At 40.2% G+C, this 18018-nt stretch carries 22 protein-coding genes; 5 read left to right on the top strand and 17 right to left on the bottom strand.

The genetic code is table 11. The features are described from left to right. The first annotated feature begins 570 nt into the window (after positions 1-570). From AC4HAO_RS05495 to AC4HAO_RS05485, 3 genes are read left to right on the top strand one after another with little or no spacing between them, the layout of a single operon-like run. On the top strand, positions 571-924 hold the full coding sequence (locus AC4HAO_RS05495; protein WP_491134811.1) for a helix-turn-helix domain-containing protein: 354 nt from the start codon (positions 571-573) through the stop codon (positions 922-924). A gap of 1 nt (position 925) precedes the next feature. Continuing rightward, a complete protein-coding gene (locus AC4HAO_RS05490) occupies positions 926-1351 on the top strand; it encodes an ImmA/IrrE family metallo-endopeptidase (protein WP_491134810.1) in 426 nt (141 codons plus the stop codon). Then, on the top strand, positions 1348-2229 hold the full coding sequence (locus AC4HAO_RS05485) for a restriction endonuclease (protein WP_491134809.1): 882 nt from the start codon (positions 1348-1350) through the stop codon (positions 2227-2229). Before AC4HAO_RS05490 ends, AC4HAO_RS05485 begins: the two co-directional genes overlap by 4 nt. 39 nt (positions 2230-2268) lie before the next feature. On the opposite strand, the gene AC4HAO_RS05480 is transcribed toward AC4HAO_RS05485, so the two are convergent. From AC4HAO_RS05480 to AC4HAO_RS05450, 7 genes are all read right to left on the bottom strand, one after another. Continuing rightward, positions 2269-2658 carry a hypothetical protein gene (locus AC4HAO_RS05480; RefSeq protein ID WP_491134808.1) on the bottom strand — a complete coding sequence of 130 codons (390 nt, stop codon included), beginning with the start codon at positions 2656-2658 and terminating at the stop codon, positions 2269-2271. Positions 2659-2670: 12 nt separating this feature from the next. Continuing rightward, a complete protein-coding gene (locus AC4HAO_RS05475; RefSeq protein ID WP_491134807.1) occupies positions 2671-3009 on the bottom strand; it encodes a hypothetical protein in 339 nt (112 codons plus the stop codon). Beyond that, complete coding sequence (locus AC4HAO_RS05470; RefSeq protein ID WP_491134806.1) at positions 3002-3133, bottom strand: hypothetical protein; 132 nt, start codon at positions 3131-3133, stop codon at positions 3002-3004. Before AC4HAO_RS05470 ends, AC4HAO_RS05475 begins: the two co-directional genes overlap by 8 nt. 330 nt (positions 3134-3463) lie before the next feature. Next, positions 3464-3853, bottom strand: a complete 390-nt coding sequence (locus AC4HAO_RS05465) for a rhodanese-like domain-containing protein (protein WP_447451554.1) — start codon at positions 3851-3853, stop codon at positions 3464-3466. 180 nt (positions 3854-4033) lie between these two features. Then, complete coding sequence (locus AC4HAO_RS05460; protein WP_491134805.1) at positions 4034-4999, bottom strand: ROK family glucokinase; 966 nt, start codon at positions 4997-4999, stop codon at positions 4034-4036. After that, positions 4992-5216, bottom strand: coding sequence for a YqgQ family protein (locus tag AC4HAO_RS05455; RefSeq protein WP_447451556.1), 225 nt, complete (start codon positions 5214-5216; stop codon positions 4992-4994). Before AC4HAO_RS05455 ends, AC4HAO_RS05460 begins: the two co-directional genes overlap by 8 nt. 237 nt (positions 5217-5453) lie before the next feature. Beyond that, entirely contained in the window at positions 5454-5978 is a 525-nt protein-coding gene (locus AC4HAO_RS05450; protein ID WP_491134804.1) for a Dps family protein, read from the bottom strand. A 170-nt stretch (positions 5979-6148) separates the two neighbouring features. On the opposite strand from AC4HAO_RS05450, the gene AC4HAO_RS05445 reads away from it, so the two are divergent. Further along, entirely contained in the window at positions 6149-6814 is a 666-nt protein-coding gene (locus AC4HAO_RS05445) for a prepilin peptidase (protein WP_491092552.1), read from the top strand. A gap of 14 nt (positions 6815-6828) precedes the next feature. On the opposite strand, the gene AC4HAO_RS05440 is transcribed toward AC4HAO_RS05445, so the two are convergent. From AC4HAO_RS05440 to argF, 10 genes are all read right to left on the bottom strand, one after another. Next, on the bottom strand, positions 6829-7677 hold the full coding sequence (locus AC4HAO_RS05440; protein WP_491092554.1) for an NAD(P)H-hydrate dehydratase: 849 nt from the start codon (positions 7675-7677) through the stop codon (positions 6829-6831). After that, complete coding sequence (locus AC4HAO_RS05435) at positions 7674-8531, bottom strand: bifunctional methylenetetrahydrofolate dehydrogenase/methenyltetrahydrofolate cyclohydrolase (protein ID WP_491134803.1); 858 nt, start codon at positions 8529-8531, stop codon at positions 7674-7676. The genes AC4HAO_RS05440 and AC4HAO_RS05435 overlap by 4 nt, the downstream gene beginning before the upstream one ends. A 95-nt stretch (positions 8532-8626) precedes the next feature. Beyond that, a complete protein-coding gene (locus AC4HAO_RS05430) occupies positions 8627-8785 on the bottom strand; it encodes a FeoB-associated Cys-rich membrane protein (protein WP_491092556.1) in 159 nt (52 codons plus the stop codon). 16 nt (positions 8786-8801) lie between these two features. Then, positions 8802-10955 (bottom strand): ferrous iron transport protein B, encoded by a 2154-nt coding sequence (gene feoB / locus AC4HAO_RS05425; RefSeq protein WP_491134861.1) that lies wholly within the window; start codon positions 10953-10955, stop codon positions 8802-8804. 15 nt (positions 10956-10970) lie between these two features. Then, positions 10971-11435, bottom strand: coding sequence for a ferrous iron transport protein A (locus AC4HAO_RS05420; RefSeq protein ID WP_491092557.1), 465 nt, complete (start codon positions 11433-11435; stop codon positions 10971-10973). Positions 11436-11458: 23 nt separating this feature from the next. Further along, positions 11459-11719: a hypothetical protein gene (locus tag AC4HAO_RS05415; protein WP_491092559.1), complete on the bottom strand. Its 261-nt coding sequence runs from the start codon at positions 11717-11719 to the stop codon at positions 11459-11461. A 461-nt stretch (positions 11720-12180) separates the two neighbouring features. Next, entirely contained in the window at positions 12181-12915 is a 735-nt protein-coding gene (locus tag AC4HAO_RS05410) for an amino acid ABC transporter ATP-binding protein (protein ID WP_447451563.1), read from the bottom strand. Beyond that, positions 12915-13604 (bottom strand): amino acid ABC transporter permease, encoded by a 690-nt coding sequence (locus tag AC4HAO_RS05405; RefSeq protein WP_447451564.1) that lies wholly within the window; start codon positions 13602-13604, stop codon positions 12915-12917. Before AC4HAO_RS05405 ends, AC4HAO_RS05410 begins: the two co-directional genes overlap by 1 nt. A gap of 524 nt (positions 13605-14128) precedes the next feature. After that, positions 14129-14359 carry a DUF1797 family protein gene (locus AC4HAO_RS05400; protein ID WP_447451565.1) on the bottom strand — a complete coding sequence of 77 codons (231 nt, stop codon included), beginning with the start codon at positions 14357-14359 and terminating at the stop codon, positions 14129-14131. Positions 14360-14511: 152 nt separating this feature from the next. Further along, positions 14512-15486 carry an ornithine carbamoyltransferase gene (gene argF / locus AC4HAO_RS05395; protein WP_491134802.1) on the bottom strand — a complete coding sequence of 325 codons (975 nt, stop codon included), beginning with the start codon at positions 15484-15486 and terminating at the stop codon, positions 14512-14514. A 224-nt stretch (positions 15487-15710) separates the two neighbouring features. Between argF and AC4HAO_RS05390 the strand changes: the two genes are divergently transcribed. Next, on the top strand, positions 15711-17990 hold the full coding sequence (locus tag AC4HAO_RS05390) for an ATP-dependent Clp protease ATP-binding subunit (RefSeq protein WP_491134801.1): 2280 nt from the start codon (positions 15711-15713) through the stop codon (positions 17988-17990). The last annotated feature ends 28 nt before the right edge of the window (positions 17991-18018 follow it).

Here is an 18018-nt window from a genome sequence, read left to right as displayed (position 1 = left end):
ATGCACCATCATACACCTATCAATTTCACATAATACTTAACTTACCAAATATGTAGTTGACTACACATCTTTTACTTCATTTATTTGCTTATTGCATGCTCTTATCCTCGCACACTCTTTTCAGTAGATACTCTACCTAGCGCCCGCATTTCTAAAGAATACATCTCACTCTGCGTTACTCTAGTCCTGCCTCCGACCTACCAAGGCCAGCACTTCCTAGTGTTTCATCCAAGCAGGCACACTAGACAAAGCCCAGCACATAGTCAACCCCACTTTGACATTTCAACCAAAATAACGTATAATCTAAGTGTCTAAGTTAAATTAGTGTGTTATTCAGTCCTGCCAACAGGAGTGTCTACACGCTTTTTATTTAATTTTCAAAGAACTAAGAAAATCTATATCATTCATCTCATCAGCACTTTTTCAAACTCTATACTTTACAAGACTTTCTGATTTGATGAATTAGATTTTTTACAACATTTCTGTTGTTGTTTATATAATACATCAGTTTTGTTGTACTGTCAATAGTTTTTTTGGAAAAAATTTAAAAAAATTTTTAAAGGATAAAATATGTTCCCAGAACGCCTAAAAGCCCTACGTTTAGAAGCTGGCTTAACCCAAAAGGAAATAGCTGAAAAATTACAGATAAAACAACAAAGTTATTCAAGATGGGAAAATTCTGTATCTAAGCCTAGTAGAAAAACCCTAGAAATACTCTCTAATTACTTCAATGTCTCAACCGACTACCTTCTTGGCAATTCAAATCTCAGACATGATATACCAGAAGGTGAAGAACTAGAAAAAGAACTGGATCGTGCTATTGAAACGTCCGTCGGTTATGAAGGCGAGCCTCTATCCGATGAAGACCGTGAAATTATTAAAGACGTCCTCAGAAACTACTTCCAAAATCAGAAAAATAAATAACATGAATCTATCAGAGATTGTCAAAAGCGTTGAAAAACTTGGTGCTACTGTTATCTTCTGTCCCTTGCGAAAAGCAAAAGGCAGGCACCTCAGCGCTTTTGACAATCTTTTTATTTTGATAGATGAAAGTTTATCCAACATTGAAAAAATTAATGTCTTACTCCACGAAAAGGCTCATCTCCTTAATCAAGATACCCAAAATGTTCTCAGCCAAAGCAAAACTTTTTCTCACCATATTGAAAAAGAAGCTGAAGAAAACCGAATCATTGATTTTCTAAACTTAATTAATACAGAATATCCCATTGACGAAAGCTTTAACTATATCGACTATATGAAAAATGCCTTTATACCTAATAAGTTTGAAAACTTAGTGAAAGAAGAAGCCAGAAAACTCTTTAATAATAACAAGAAAGGAAAAACAAGATGATTATTTTTACAGTATTACTTACCACTTTCGTTACTTTTGCAATAATCTTCACTATATTTAAAGAAAAAGAAAAGCAACTACTAGAAAATGTAGAACACTATCAACAAACTAACTTCCAACTAAAACGACAAATTAAGAATTTACAATATGATCAAAAACAATCACAAAGTAATACCGATACTCCAAAAGCACAAAAAGAATCATTAGGGTTCTCAAAAATCATCCCATTTCAAAAAAATCTAACCATTGATTCTTTACGCCTTAAAAATTTTAGGCCCAATAAAGATTATCAGGATGATCAATATATATTTGAAAATTTTTTACTAGACCCCAATCAACATCTTGATAATCCGCATTCTACTGGAAAACGCCTCGAATACTTCATCTGTTCTCTATACAGACTAGCTGGCTACCAAGCAGAAACAACTCCTATAAACGACAAAGGAGTTGATGTTATTGTCACAGATAAAGATGGAGAGAAGCTTCTTATTCAATGTAAAAATTACTCCATCACTAACTATTTTCCAAAACTAGTCGGTGATGCAGAAGTAAGAAAACTAAATGGAACACCTCTTAAGGGAAAGAAAATGTTTATTACCACTTCTTTCTTTACTGGAAATGTGAAGAAAGAAGATTACCCCGATATCACTTTTATTGATAGACGTGGCCTATTCGTCCTAATTCAACAGTTAGTACCAGAATTCTATTCAGAATACCTTTTCAATTTAGAATTACACGATAATATTTTAGAAAAATGTAATCACTGTTGGAAAGGCGTAATGATAAACAAAAAGGATAAATTTGGCCAAGCCTTCAGAGCTTGTTCAAATTATCCAAGATGCCGACACACAGAAGAAGTAAAAATACATCAATATTAAATAATTCATTAAAAAAGCGACTAGAAACTATCTAGCCGCTTAATTTTTATCCGCTTCTGCCTTTATTTCATCATATTTATTAGTACCTTCTTTAACATAAGTGTCCCCATCAATAGTTAATACATCGTCCTTATAAGAATAAGACAACGTTTCATTATTACCCGTAATAGTATGATTCTTTTTATCAATAGAATACTGATGATCTCCTTCATTGAAAGTTAAGGTATCACCATCAACCACTACTGCAAAATCATCACTCTTTGTTAAAAAAGTTGAATCTCTGTTTGAGGCTTTACCAAACTCATGATAAACACCATCCATACTAATAGCATGTGATTTAGCAGGCTTAGTATGATCCTCACCACCTGAACAGGCTACCAAGACTACTGCTGCCACCGCTAACATCACTAATCCAAATATTTTTTTCATATAAATACCTCCTTAGCCCAATCTTTCCAATATAAAGGCCTTAAAGCGTTCAATATCTCTATCAGTTAAATGTCCTAAAATAGCAAAATTATAGCCATTATCAACTTCATAATACCTGACTGTATCAATCCAAAATGGTCTTTTCAAACCAGCTTTAAACCAATCAATAATCTCAAAATATTTATCTTGAATATCAGCTGACTTCCTATCAAATTGAGACGTCACCTTTAAAACCTTTAAGGTTTCATCATTAAATTTAACAAGCATACCAGGACGAACTTTTGAACCTGTCCCATCATCAAAAGGTATCCGAGCAATCAAAATATCATAACGCTGCATATCATCAACCATTGCTCACCTCATACTCCGGAAATTCTTCATCAAAAAATTCCGAAACATCATCAGGATTACCAAAGTCAATCTTTCTTTTCTCAAGTTTTGTCAGGATTAAATCTTCTAGTTCCTGATCTGTCATACTATTTGATTCCTTTTTTAATTCAAATGGCAGTCCACCTCAAATAACTGACACTATTTACAATAAATACAAGAAAAGAATACCAAGCTCATCTGATATTCCTTATATTATATTCATAATATGCTGACACATGCCAAATAATTTGGTGCTCAAATTGGTGCTTAAATCAGATTCTATATTCAAATACTTAAGGAACACCTGTTAAGCATAAATAATTAACTTATTGCTCTATTATACCATTTAACTACAGCGGCCACCTAATTATAATATCATAGTCGTTAATTTCTGACAAGGTATAAATCTGAAAAACTTACTAGGTGTTTCAGATTCTTACTTAGTCTTACCATCCCAATTTTCAAAGCCACTTTCTAAGACGTAGATTTCCTTGTAGCCAGCCTTTTTGAGTATGGGCACAGCACGGGCAATAGCCTGACTGCGCATATTATCGTAAAGTAAGACAGGCTTATCCTTACGCAGGGCTGATAGTGATTCTTTAAATTGCTCAATCTGGAAATTGCGAGCTCCTAGAATATGTTTCGTTTGAAAAGCTGATGAACTGCGTAGATCAATAATTTGGCCGCCATGCATAAGTCCTTGAAATTCGCTGTTGCCGATGAACTTAGCAGCACGACGAATTCGCAGGTAGCGCCAAGCGGACCAACCTATGAAGGCCAGTAAAATAATAGCAGTGAAAATCCAGTTGATAGTCGTTTGCGACATAAAACAAATACTCCTTTTTTATAAGGTACAAAGGGCTGATTCGCCTTAGCGAAAATTTTTAATTGAAATAATTTGGTCAAAAATCTCCGTGCTTAGGCAAAACTGCAAGAAAAGTAGTGGCTAGCTAGATGATAAAATAGCTCTACCCTGCGAGCTATTTAAGATTAATTTCTATTTAAATTAGGCAAATTGACGAGCTAAACTTGCCGCTCCGATAATGCCGGCATCGTTGCCCAGTTCAGCGATTTTAATTTTAGTAGACATTTTAACGGCTGGAAAGGCAAACTGCAAGAAATATTTTTCTACACGGCTGCGCAGAAATTCTCCAGAAGCAGACACACCGCCACCAAGTACAACAGAATCTGGGTTAAGAGTGTTTCCTAAGTTAGCTGCTGCTAATCCAAGGTAGAAAGCAACTTTCTCAACAACTGCATCCGAAAACTTATCCCCAGCCGCAGCTGCAGTGAAGATATCCTTGCTGGTAACATCATCACCATTATCAATAGCTGCTTTTATATTGGAGTCACCTTCATAAGCTTCAGCCAGCTGGCGAGCTAGGCGTACTACGCCCGTAGCTGATGCTACAGTTTCAAGACAGCCTCGGTTGCCGCAAGTGCACTCAAAGCCCGTTTGAGGTTCAACATTAATGTGACCAATTTCACCACCAGCACCAGCAACACCGTGAATCAGATTACCATCAGCGATAATACCGCCGCCAACACCAGTTCCCAAAGTCACAAGGATAACGTCCGGCTGATTGCCGCCAGCACCAGTCCAAGCCTCTCCTAAGGCAGCTACATTAGCATCGTTGTCAATGGCAAAAGGAATGCCGGTTTCTTTTTCGATGACTGAACCAACTTCTTGTTTGTCAGCCCAATTAAGATTAAAAGCTCCCGTGACAGTTTTCTTATCACGGTCAACAGCCCCTGGCGATCCCATGCCAATGCCAATGAAATCCTCGCTCGTCAGACCATAGAGATTCAATCGATGCTTGAGTGATTCTACAATGTCAGGGACAATGTGCTTCCCATCTTCCAAAATATTAGTCTCAATTGCCCACTTTTCCTGAATGTCACCTTCAGTTGTCAGAATACCAAACTTAATTGTTGTCCCACCTAGGTCAATTCCCAGCAATTTTTTAGCCATTCGTATGTCCTGCCTTTTCTAGTCTTTCTTTTTCCAAGCGATGTTCCCGCCGCAAGATCAACTCAGCTTTTAGATAATCCTCTTTTTCTAGAAGACCGCCCTGATAGAGGCCTTCCAGTTCAATTTTCATCATCTCAATATCATACAGACGCTTACCCAAATAAACGATTATACCAAAGCGTTTGAGCAGCTGCTGAACATCGTATAAAGTTTTCATAACAATGATTGTAACAAAAAAAGCGACCGCTTTCAAGACTGCTATGACAAGCTTTGGGAATTTTTCAGCCTAATGAAAGATCACTTATGTCGCTCAAAATTCAGTACAAACCTTAGTCTGTTTTTAATCATTTCACTATCCATTTGACAAAGACCCCTCCAGCCCTTGGGACTTGCTCAATAGACAAAAATAAGGTTGGGACGACCCAACCTTGGACATATTAATCTAGTTTCTAGCTCACAGCTCTGGTGCGTGACCTAGTTCAGCCTGCAGCATCCAGATGGTCTTCTCAGCATCTGCTTGGGCTGCTGTAAAAATATCATTCGATGGATTGTCACCTTCTTCATCGGTAACATCCAGACCAACTTGATAGAGCTTATCTAAATAGGTATAAACCTCTACTAAGCGCACTAGGTGTTCCGACATAGATTTGGACCAAGTACCCTTTTCTTCAATGAGTTTTGATTGCTGATCAAATTCTCTCAGCGTTGAATAGGGAGATCCGCCAAGTGTAATCAAGCGCTCACTGATTTCATCCAAACTTGCATTGAGGGTATCCATAAGTTCATCCATCTTAGGATGCAGATATAAAAATCCTGCTCCGCGCATATACCAATGAACCTGGTGAACAATAGAAACTGCTTTAGATAAGTCAGCTACCGCTTGATTGAGAACAGCTTTTGTTTTAGCGCGCGAGTCAGCTGCTTGTGGGTCTATATTTTCAGTTAGGCTTTCATAAATAGTTTCAACAGAATTTGCCATATATAACTCCTCCTCAGAATAAAGGCTAGGCAGTTGTAAAACTGCTTAAATAACGAATAGTTACCTATTTTAGAAACCTTATTTAGAATGATTCTTATCTGGTAACACCTTTATTATAGGTTTTTTCACAGCTAAGTGCAACTATTTGAACTTTTTTCGGATAGATAGGTATGGAGAGTATATTGATTATGGCCTTGGGTGCCAGTCTAGGTTCTTTTATCGGTTTAATTGTCGATCGGTTCCCAGAAGAATCTATTATAAAACCGCGCAGTCATTGTAATTATTGCGGCCAAACCTTGCCTATTAGGGATCTGATTCCTATTTTCTCACAACTTATCAATCGCTTTCGCTGCCGGTTCTGCGGTCAAAGCCTCCCTTTAACATACAGCTTGCTGGAAGTTAACTGTGCTCTGATTTTTTGGCTGGGCTGGCAGGGCGAATTGGATTGGTCGCAAATCTTTTTGGTCTTCACCAGTCTAACCCTAAGTCTCTACGACATTCGCAATCAAAGTTATCCCCTAATTATTGTGCTGTTAGCTGGTTTAATCTTACTATTTTTTTATCACGGAAATTTGCTTTTTGGCTTTTTTATATTAATGGGAATTATCTGCCAGTTAATTCCCTTGGGAATAGGTACCGGTGACTGTTACTATCTTGCTCTTTTAGCTATTAGTTTAGACTTACGAAACTTGCTTTGGATCATCCAGATGGGCAGTCTTTTAGCTATTTTTGCACTTCTTCTCCAAAAGAAAAAGGGACCTCTAGCATTTGTCCCCTTTCTTAGTCTGGCTTATATGGTGGAAATGGTCTTGATGGCAATATGGTCACCTTATTAGCATCAAAAGGAGTTTTAAATGGGCTTCTTGCCACTCATCTCTTTCATCCACTTGGGCAGCTCCCTGCTGATGGCGGTAGGGAGAACGACATAATTATCCTTAGAGAGATCATCTGCGATCGCTGAGTGAAGATAAACCGCAGTTGCAACAGTCTCAAATAGATTGTCTCTAAACTGAGCAGCAAGACCTGCAATCATGCCGGCTAAGGTATCTCCCATACCCCCAGTTGCCTGATAGGGACCGCCCACGCGCAATTCGCCTAGATGCCCCTTTTGATCAAAAATCTTGGTTTGGTGTGATTTTGCAACGAGAATAGTCGCTGGCGGAAATTGAGTAAGGGCCGCCTGTGTATTCTCCACTGTTTGCTCCGAAATACTGATACCAGACAATCGTTCCCATTCCTTTTGATGAGGCGTTAGGATTAGCTTACCGATAGGCCAACTAATCGGACTTTGTTCGGCCAATAAATCGATCGCTGAACCATCTACTACTAATACCTGATTTGCGCGGGCAACAGCTTGAACAGCACTTAAGGCTGCTTTGCCTGCCTCACTATCACCCAGTCCTGGACCTATTAAAACAAGGTCTGCAGCTTGAATTTGTTGAGTCAATCGTTTTCTGTCTGTCACATTAAAAGCCATAGTTTCTGGTAAATGGGCATGTAAAGCAGAAATATTGGTCTGATCAGTTGCAACTGTGACTAAACCTGCTCCGCTCTTGACAGTTGCTAGGGCTGCCATTATGATAGCCCCGCCATAAGGGTAGAGGCCGCCGATAAGGAGGACACGGCCAAAAGTCCCCTTATGACTCTTAAGGGGACGGGGCTGTATTATTTTCCTTGCTAATATGTCATCAATAATCATAGTGTCACACTTCTTAGCGCTGCTTGATAAGTTTGTTCGAGAAGCATAGTAATGGTCATGGGACCAACACCCCCTGGAACGGGAGTAATGAGGCTAGCTAGCTCTACAACTTCGTCAAATTTCACATCACCGATGAGCTTACCATCGTCATCACGATTCATCCCGACATCAATAACTACTGCTCCTTCCTTGACAAAATCCTTGGTTACAAATTGGCCCTGACCTATAGCTACAATCAAAATATCTGCCTGTTTGCAAACATCCGCCAAATGACGGGTTCGCGAATGAGTAAGGGTTACTGTAGCATTTTTACCCAAGAGGAGCTGAGCCATAGGTTTACCAACAATATTAGAACGCCCGACGATGACTGCCGTCTTACCCTCTAGGTCTACTTCATACTCGCGCAGCATTTCCATGATACCAGCAGGTGTACAAGGCACCATCAACGGTCGACCTGACCATAAATGGCCTGTATTCATAGGGTGAAACCCGTCGACATCCTTGTGAGGGTCAATAGCTAAAATCACACGTTTATCATTGATATGATGGGGCAAGGGCAGCTGAACCAGAATCCCGTGATAAGCTGGATCTTGATTATATTTAGCGATTAACTCGAGCAACTCTTCCTCACTAGTGGCATCAGACAAACGAAGGGTTTCACTTCTAAATCCCGCTGCCAGAGCTGCCCGTTCTTTATTACGTACATAAACTTGACTAGCTGGATCATCCCCTACAAGAATCACAACTAGGCCTGGCACAAAGCCATGTTCCGACTTAAACTGAACAACTTTATCGGCTAACTCAGCTTGCTTTTTCTGAGCTAGGGCTCTACCATCAATTAATTTTCCTGACATTGTTCTCTCCCTACTATCAATAAGTACTTTTCTTTATTATACCAAAAAAGGCCTAGGTAAACTACGCCTTATTTCAGTACTCCTATCTTATTCAATTAAGATAAATGGTGATTAGTCTTAGCAACTTTATGCATCTCATCCTTGATCGGACAGGCACAATCACAATCACCACAGGAACCTTTTTGTTTGATATAGTGCCTAATACCGCCTAGCATTGCTAGGACAATTAAACTGGCAATGATAATTGTTGACATCTTAATACCTCCTCGATTATTGTTCTTGTGCCAACGGCAAAGATTCCAAGGTGATAACAGTCTCCTTGACTTGACGCGGTTTTCTTAGAATGAAGTAACTCATAAAAGCGAGAAGCACAGCTGCTATGACTGTCCAGGAAGTCACCGCTTTTCCATATAGCAGAACCAAGCCAAACTGATACATAATTAGGCTGACCAAGTAGGCTAATCCTGTTTGAAAGCCTATAGCCAGTAGGGTCCATTTGAGATTGCCCATCTCCCGCTTGATAGCACCAATAGCGGCAAAGCAAGGAGCACACAGGAGATTAAAAGTTAAGAAAGAGTAGGCTGCCAATGCTGTGTAGTCTCCCCGTAAACTAGTCCACAGAGCGTGACTGGTCTCTGTAGCATCAGGATTGTGATAGAGAATTCCAAAGGTTGCGACAACCGTTTCTTTGGCCGCCAGTCCTGTGATCGCTGCAACAGTCGCCCGCCAGTTGCCAAAGCCCAACGGTGTAAAAATCCAAGCCAATAAGCGACCGAGGCCGGCCAAGATACTATTCTCAGTTTCGACTGCCTGAAGGGCAAAATTATAGGAAGACATAAACCAAATTAAGACTGTCAGGCTAAAAATAATGGTCCCAGCTCGTTTGACAAAGCTCTTTGCTTTTCCTAAAGCATAGCGCAAAACAGCATTGACCTTGGGCAGGTGATAACTTGGCAACTCCATAATAAAGGGACTGGTATAGCCTCCCAGAACACTGGTTTTTTTGAGAGCTATTCCCGATAGAATAATGGCCACCATCCCCATAAAGTAGGCACTCGGTGCAATCCAAGGATTGTGCGGGAAAAAGGCTCCAGCAATCAAGGCTATAATGGATAATTTAGCAGAACAGGGCATAAAGGTTGCTGTCATGATGGTAATACGACGATCCCGTTCATTTTCAATGGTTCGGCTCGCCATAATCCCCGGCACGCCACAGCCAGTCGAAATTAGCATAGGAATAAAAGATTTACCGGATAGTCCAAATCGTCTAAAAATGCGATCCATGACAAAGGCGATTCGACTCATATAACCAATGTCCTCTAAAATCCCTAAACAAACAAAGAGGACAAAAATTTGCGGTAAAAATCCTAAGACCGTTCCGATACCGGCAACAATGCCATCAATAATCAGCGACTGAAGCCAATCAGCCACTTTTAAATCTTGTAAGATAGCTGCCACAGCATCAGGGACATACTGACCAAAAAGGACATCATTGACCCAGTCAGTCCCCATGGTTCCTACCGTTTGGATAGATAGGTAATAAACCGAAAACATCACTGCAGCAAAAATCGGCAAGGCCAAAATTCGGTTGGTAATAACCTTATCAACTTTATCTGATAAAGAGAGCTTGAAATCATCCTTTTGACTCTGGGCCATCTGGCTAACTTTTTCAATAAAGGCATAGCGCTGATTGACGACCAGAGACTCAGAATCTTCGGTAAAGATTTCCTCTGTGATCCTGATAATTTCATCGATTTCTTTCCTTTGAAAAGGAGACAGATCAAGTTCATCTTGAACCAACTGATCACGTTCAAAAAGCTTTATGGCATAAAATCGGTTGGACATCTCCGGTACCGTCTGACCTAAAACGTCCACAATTTGAGCGAGAGCCGCTTCAAACTTGTCATCGTAAGTAGGGTATTGCACAGTTTCAACTGTGCTTTTGGTCGTTTGACAAGCTTTTTTAATAGCCTTATCCACGCCCGTATTCTTCAAGGCACTGGTCGCAATGACAGGGACTCCCAACTGGTAGGACAGTTTTTCCAGATCTATAGTTTTCTTCTGTCCCTTAAGAATATCACTCATATTAAGGGCAATAGTGACAGGAATACCAGTTTCAATCAATTGAGTCGTTAAATAAAGGTTGCGCTCCAAATTAGTCGCATCAACAACATCTAGAATAGCATCGGGCTGGTTGCTCAAGAGGTAATCACGCGCCACTTTCTCTTCTGGACTGTAAGGAGACATGGAATAAATTCCAGGCAAATCCTGAACAGCAACCTGCCGCAACTGTTTTACTTGGCCGCTCTTTCGCTCAACTGTTACCCCTGGCCAATTACCAACGCGCTGGCTAGTTCCTGTCAGTAGGTTGAAAAGGCTGGTTTTACCGCTATTAGGATTGCCAATTAAAGCTACTTCTATCATCATCTCACCGCCATTCTAATTTTTAATTCTAACGACACTGATCATTTGAGCTTCTGATTTTCTAAGAGTAAGTTCGTAACCCCGTACAGTAAGTTCGATAGGATCCCCCAGAGGAGCTACCTTTCGAAGATGAACTTTTGTATGCTTGGTTAACCCCATGTCCATCAAGCGCCGTTTGGCCTCATTAAGCGCAAAAATATTAGCAATATAAGCGGACTCACCAACCTGTAATTCTGATAAGGGCAAGATGCTGGTGTCCTCATGGACTTCAGCTACGTCAATGCAACTCAGAATTGAAGCATCAAAGGCTAGACGGTTAGCTTTTAAAAGTACAATAGCGCTGCTTTTAGTCCTAGAGATCAGTTCCAACTGAGTACCAACCTTGAGTCCCAAATTAGATAGGTGACGTAAACTATCCTTAGGCAAGTCAATACTGATGATTTGGTAAGGAATATTAAGTTTAGCTTCTTGCAAAATCACAGTTTTGTTCTCCTTTTATTAAGCTATGGCAGAAGCTTATTATCTAAGCGCTCCGCAGATAACAAAGACCAAGTACTAGGGTTAATAGGCTCCCCTCTTGCTAACACCATTTGGTTAGTTAAATCAACTAACCAAATATCGTGTCGCAAAACCGCTCTACTTATCCAGTAGCTGATCAGAAGTTGGAAATTAAGCTCGCAAAGCAAGGCATCAATGAAAGACCCAAAGGAAAGCAAGGTAACCAGAATCTCTAATTGCTCAGTAATCATTTCTTCCTTTCCCATTATCGCAGCTTTCTAATTTTTAGACAACGGCTTCACAGAGTCTTTGGAGTGCTTTAATAACCAATATAAATACTAGTTTTATTTGTCCTTATTATAGCACAGAAAAGCTGTAAATTCGCCTGTTTTCAATAGATTAGAATGGTTATAATAGGGTGCTCTTAACAGTTCTTATTCCAGATTTAAACTGTAAAATACTTTTCAACTATAAATTGAGCATAATACGTTTTTTCCATTGATAATGAATCCTCAGAAAAAGAAGTCACAATCAAAATATGATAAGAAAACTTGCCTAGCATCGACCAGCTGTGTAACTAATACAATTAAAAAAAGCCAAGATAAAAATTCTCAGCCTCTTTATACAAACGCGTTATAAGAACTTGCCTTTTTTCTGTTTATCCCAGCGGTAAAATAGAAAGACGAGGGAAATTGAGTCCTTCTCTATTCTCCTACTTACTAAACTCTCATAAGACTTTACCTAAGAAGTCCTTGGTCCGCTCTTCCTTTGTTTGATCAAAAACCTGCTGCGGACTCCCTTCTTCTACGATGACACCGCCATCCATAAAGATAACACGATCTGCGACTTCTTTGGCAAATCCCATTTCGTGGGTGACGATAACCATGGTCATACCGGACTTAGCCAAGTCTTGGATAACAGCGAGCACTTCCCCAACCATTTCGGGATCGAGAGCTGATGTGGGTTCATCAAAGAGGAGAACATCTGGATCCATGGCTAAACCGCGTGCAATTGCAATCCGCTGCTGCTGACCTCCTGATAACGATGTTGGATTGGCTTTGGCCTTATCTTTCAGTCCAACCTTGTCCAGTAATTCATAGGCTTTTTCTTCTGCCTGAGGTCGAGACTGTCCTTTGATTTTCGTTGGTGCTAAAGTAATATTTTCCAGTACATTCATATTAGGAAAGAGGTTAAATTGTTGGAACACCATTCCCATTTTCTCACGCATCTTGAAAACGTCGTTCCTTTTATCTGTAATATCAACACCTTCAAAGCTGATCGTTCCTTTAGTCGGCACTTCCAGCAGGTTCATGGCACGCAGGAAAGTAGATTTCCCTGATCCCGACGGACCGATGATGGCAACAACTTCTCCTTTTTTAATTTCTAAATCTATTCCTTTGAGAACTTCGTTATTGCCAAAATATTTATGCAGATTTTTAATACTAATCAATGTATCTGTCATTATTTTTGTCCTTTCCCAAGACGGTTTTCAAGTGACTTTTGTCCAGCTGTCAAAATAGTTGTCAGCACCAAATAGTAGAAAGCAGCGAACAAGAGGGGTTCCAGTGGAATATAGGTTGTCGCTAAGACCGTTTGGGCGCCGTTCCACAATTCCATGATACCAATAGTCTGCAAGAGTGAACTGTCTTTAATAATGGTGATAAATTCATTTCCCAAGGCAGGCAGGATATTTTTAAAAGCCTGAGGCAACACCACGTAACGCATTGCCTTGGCTGGCTTAATTCCCAGCGAATAAGCCGCTTCGGTCTGACCTTTAGGAACTGCTTCAATCCCAGCACGAACGATTTCTGAAATATAGGCACCGCTATTTAAAGACAGAATAATAATACCTGGAATCAAGCGGGAAAAGTCTAACTCAACCGTACCAAAACCAATTGACGGTGCATTTTTAAAGTCCATCCAAAGAAAGGCAATCATGATTTGAACAACCATAGGTGTTCCACGAAAGACCCAGACATAAAAGCTAACCAGCCAGTTCAGTAACTTGATGTGCGAGCGTTTGGCAAGGGCCACCAGAACACCCAAGATGGTTCCAAATAAAACGACACAGATAGAAATCATGATGGTGACAATCACGCCATAGTTAAAGTAACCCCAATATTTGGGTAAAAACGAAAAATCAAAATTCACAGATTTACTCCTATTATACGGCTTTGAGCCATTCTTAAAGGCCAGCTAGATATGTTTTAAATTTTAGCTGCTTATCAATAATTTTATAACCAATTCTATCATAAAATGAATAATAATACAATATCTGTTTATAAAATTAGTTCTCCCTATTAAAAAGGAATTAAAGATTATTCGGACTATCGAAAGCCTATATTGGCTAGTAGAGTGAGAGATTCACAGCAAAACTAGGATTAGGGATCAGTAAAGTTGACTCCATTTTACTCCCTTAATAGTCCAGCAGACTTAATAAAATAGGGAACTAAAAACCGAAACGCGGAGCTTCCAACTGATCACTGCACAGAGCTATTATAAGAGATTATAGGTGCCGAAAAATTTTATCCTGGACACACAGGCCCCTGCTTTTGGATTTGAACAGCAGGCAAGGCTAGTTTAAAGATAAGAAAAAGACCTCCGAGGTGTTAGATTTTAAATCCAACTCCTGAAGATCAATTCAATTATCTTTTTAATTTCTATTTTGTTTTTAATTAGTAGAGCAGATCATAGATTTCCATAGCAATCAAGTCAATGCTGTCAAAGGTGTAGGTTTCACGCGCCTTAATATCACGCAATGTGAAAACAGGGCCATTTTCGGGGTCGTTAGCAAAAGAAACTTCTGCAACAACGAGGCCGTCACGTTCAAAATTCCTCTTTAAGTTGCCTCCATCTGTCGTCATCAAATTCAGACGATCAATAATTCTCACCAAATGTGATTCCATGTAGATTCTCCTTAACTAAGATACAAATCCGCAAAATATCGTATGAATTTCAGGAACTCTTGCATCATAATGTTTTTAACTATCCCTATTTTACCATAAAGTAAAAGATTGAGATAGATGAAAAGCCGGAAATCACTGTGATTTTTACATTATTAATTCTCTTGGTAGGATTGGTAAAGAATTGCTTTGATAGCATGCATACGATTTTCCGCCTCTTGGAAGATAACCGAGCTGTACTTTTGGAAGACTTCATCGGTAATCTCTAATTCACTATAACCGTACTGCTCGTAAATGCTATAACCAATATCGGTATTGGTATCGTGGAAAGCTGGCAAGCAGTGCATAACAATCAGATCAGGATTATCAGCCAAATCAAGCAGCTCTTTGTTGACCTGATAAGGCAGGAGCAAGTCAATTCTGTCCTTAAAATCGACTTCTTCTCCCATGGACACCCAGACATCCGTATAAATCATATCGACCCCTTTTACGTCTGTCACATCATCCGTCACTTTTAATACAGCACCTGTATTGTGCAGGTGTGCTAAATCAATGATAGCCTTACTAGGCTGTAAGTCTTTGGGGGCAATAATGGTACAGTTGACACCGAGAATGGCTGATGTTACCAGAAGGGAATTAGCCATATTATTGCGGCCATCTCCTAGGTAGGCGATACTCAAACCATCAAGGCTGCCAAAGTGCTCCGTCAGAGTCAAAAAGTCCGCTATCATCTGGGTAGGATGCCAGGTGTCTGTCAAACCGTTCCAAACTGGAACGTTGGCATGGACGGCTAAGGTCTCAATATCTTCCTGCCTGAATCCGCGATATTCGATGCCATCGAACATAGAACCGAGAACTCTGGCTGTATCAATAATTGATTCTTTTTTACCCAGCTGGATTTCACCAGCACCTAGATAGGTAATGTTCATTCCCAAATCTTGTCCTGCCACTGTAAAGGCTGAACGTGTTCTAGTAGAAGTCTTTTCAAAAATGAGAGCAATATTTTGTCCTTCTAGATAGTTATGAGGAACCTTATCCTTTTTGAGCTGCTTAAACTTAGCAGACTGGGTAATTAAATCTAGCAGTTCCTGTTTTGTGAAGTCTATTTCTTTTAAAAATGATTTTGCCATGGTTACCTCTTTTGTATTTTTATACAATAATTCTATAATATTTTGCGTTTTTGTCAAGAATAAACTGTATTTTATTCATTTTTATAAAATTAGCACTCTCACTCTTCCTCTGCTAAAATTATAATCTTTTTACTTGATTTCTAAGTCATGAGTGTTATAATAACATCATAGAATTTGACCTTTATTGACTATAAGGCCAAATCAGTCAGATTGGAGGTAATCCTATGTTATGTCAAAATTGTCAACTTAACGATGCTAGCATACATCTATACACAAATGTCAACGGGCAGCAAAAGCAGATTGATCTCTGCCAGAACTGCTACCAGATTATGAAAGCCGATCCAGAAAATATTCTCAATAGTAACCCCACTAACCAATCCATGGATTCTTTCTTTGATGATTTCTTTGGTGATTTAAACAATTTTCGCGCCTTTAACCAAGAACTGCCTAACGCTCCTCAAACAGAAGCTGGTAGATCAGGCGGCAATGGAAATGGCAACAACAGTGGAGGCGGCAACAACCGCAGACGCCGTCCGCAGCCCCAAGCACCTCAGCAACCTCAAGGAATCTTGGAGGAATTTGGTATTAACGTCACAGACATTGCCCGTCGCGGTGATATTGATCCTGTTATTGGGCGCGACCAAGAGATCGTGCGAGTAATTGAAATCCTCAACCGTCGGACAAAAAACAATCCGGTTTTGATCGGGGAACCCGGTGTAGGTAAGACTGCTGTCGTCGAGGGCTTAGCTCAAAAAATTGTCGATGGCAATGTTCCTCAGAAACTACAAAACAAACAGGTTATCCGTTTGGATGTTGTCAGTCTAGTACAAGGAACAGGTATCCGAGGGCAATTTGAAGAACGCATGCAAAAGTTGATGGAAGAAATCCGTCAGCGCCAAGATGTGATTCTCTTTATTGATGAAATCCATGAAATTGTTGGGGCTGGAGGAACAACCGATGGCAGTATGGATGCAGGCAATATCCTGAAACCGGCTCTTGCCCGCGGTGATCTGCAACTAGTCGGAGCTACCACGCTCAATGAATATCGAATTATTGAGAAAGATGCTGCACTTGAACGACGGATGCAGCCAGTTAAGGTTGACGAACCGTCTGTTGAAGAGACCATTACGATTTTACGCGGTATTCAGCCTAAATATCAGGATTATCATCATGTTAAGTACACAGATGACGCTATTGAAGCGGCTGCCGTTCTTTCTAACCGCTACATCCAAGATCGCTTCTTGCCTGATAAGGCTATTGACCTTTTGGATGAGGCCGGCTCCAAGATGAATTTAACACTCAACTTTGTCGATCCTAAGGATATCGACAAGCGTTTAGTTGAGGCGGAAAATCTCAAGGCACAGGCTACACGTGAAGAAGACTTTGAAAAAGCAGCCTATTTCCGCGATCAAATTGCTAAATATAAAGAAATGCAGGCTCAGCAATTATCGGATCAAGATATTCCGGTTATCACTGAAAAGCATATCGAAGCAATTGTGGAAGAAAAGACCAATATTCCTGTCGGTGATTTGAAAGAAAAAGAGCAATCTCAGTTGGTCAACCTAGCAGATGATTTGAAATCTCATGTTATCGGTCAAGATGCTGCTGTTGATAAGATTGCCAAAGCCATTCGCCGTAACCGTGTCGGTCTGGGAGCTCCGAATCGTCCTATTGGTAGTTTCCTTTTTGTCGGCCCAACCGGCGTTGGTAAGACTGAGCTGTCCAAACAGTTGGCGATTGAACTCTTTGGTTCTGCCGACAGTATGATCCGTTTCGACATGTCTGAATATATGGAAAAACATGCCGTAGCTAAGCTAGTTGGAGCTCCTCCAGGATACGTTGGCTACGAAGAAGCTGGTCAATTAACTGAACAAGTTCGCCGCAATCCTTATTCGCTTATCCTTTTAGACGAAGTCGAAAAAGCTCACCCAGATGTCATGCATATGTTCTTGCAGGTGCTGGATGATGGTCGTCTGACAGACGGTCAAGGCCGTACAGTCAGCTTCAAAGATACTATTATCATCATGACTTCAAATGCTGGTACTGGTAAAGTGGAAGCTTCAGTCGGGTTTGGAGCGGCTCGTGAGGGTCGTACTAATTCCGTTCTGGGAGAGTTGGGTAACTTCTTTAGTCCAGAATTTATGAACCGTTTCGATGGTATCGTTGAATTCCAAGCCCTCAGTAAGGAAAACTTACTGACGATTGTTGATTTGATGCTGGAAGATGTTAATAATCGTCTAGCTACCAATGGACTCCATCTTGATGTCACAGCTAAGGTTAAAGAAAAATTAGTTGATCTTGGCTATGATCCTAAGATGGGGGCGAGACCTTTGCGTCGTACCATTCAGGAGCATATTGAAGATGCGATTACCGATTTTTATCTCGATAATCCAAATGAAAAGCATTTCAAGGCTGTCATGACTTCTAATGGTAAAATCACTATCAAGGGGGCTAAGAAGGATGAAGATTCCCCCCTTAAGGAAGAAGCTTCCCTTGCAGAATAAATCATTGTAAAACTTAAACGGTCTGAAA

Source organism: Streptococcus sp. ELY_137 (assembly GCF_058314515.1).
Note: the sequence above shows the minus strand (reverse complement) of the source record. Positions and strands in the feature narration are given on the sequence as shown.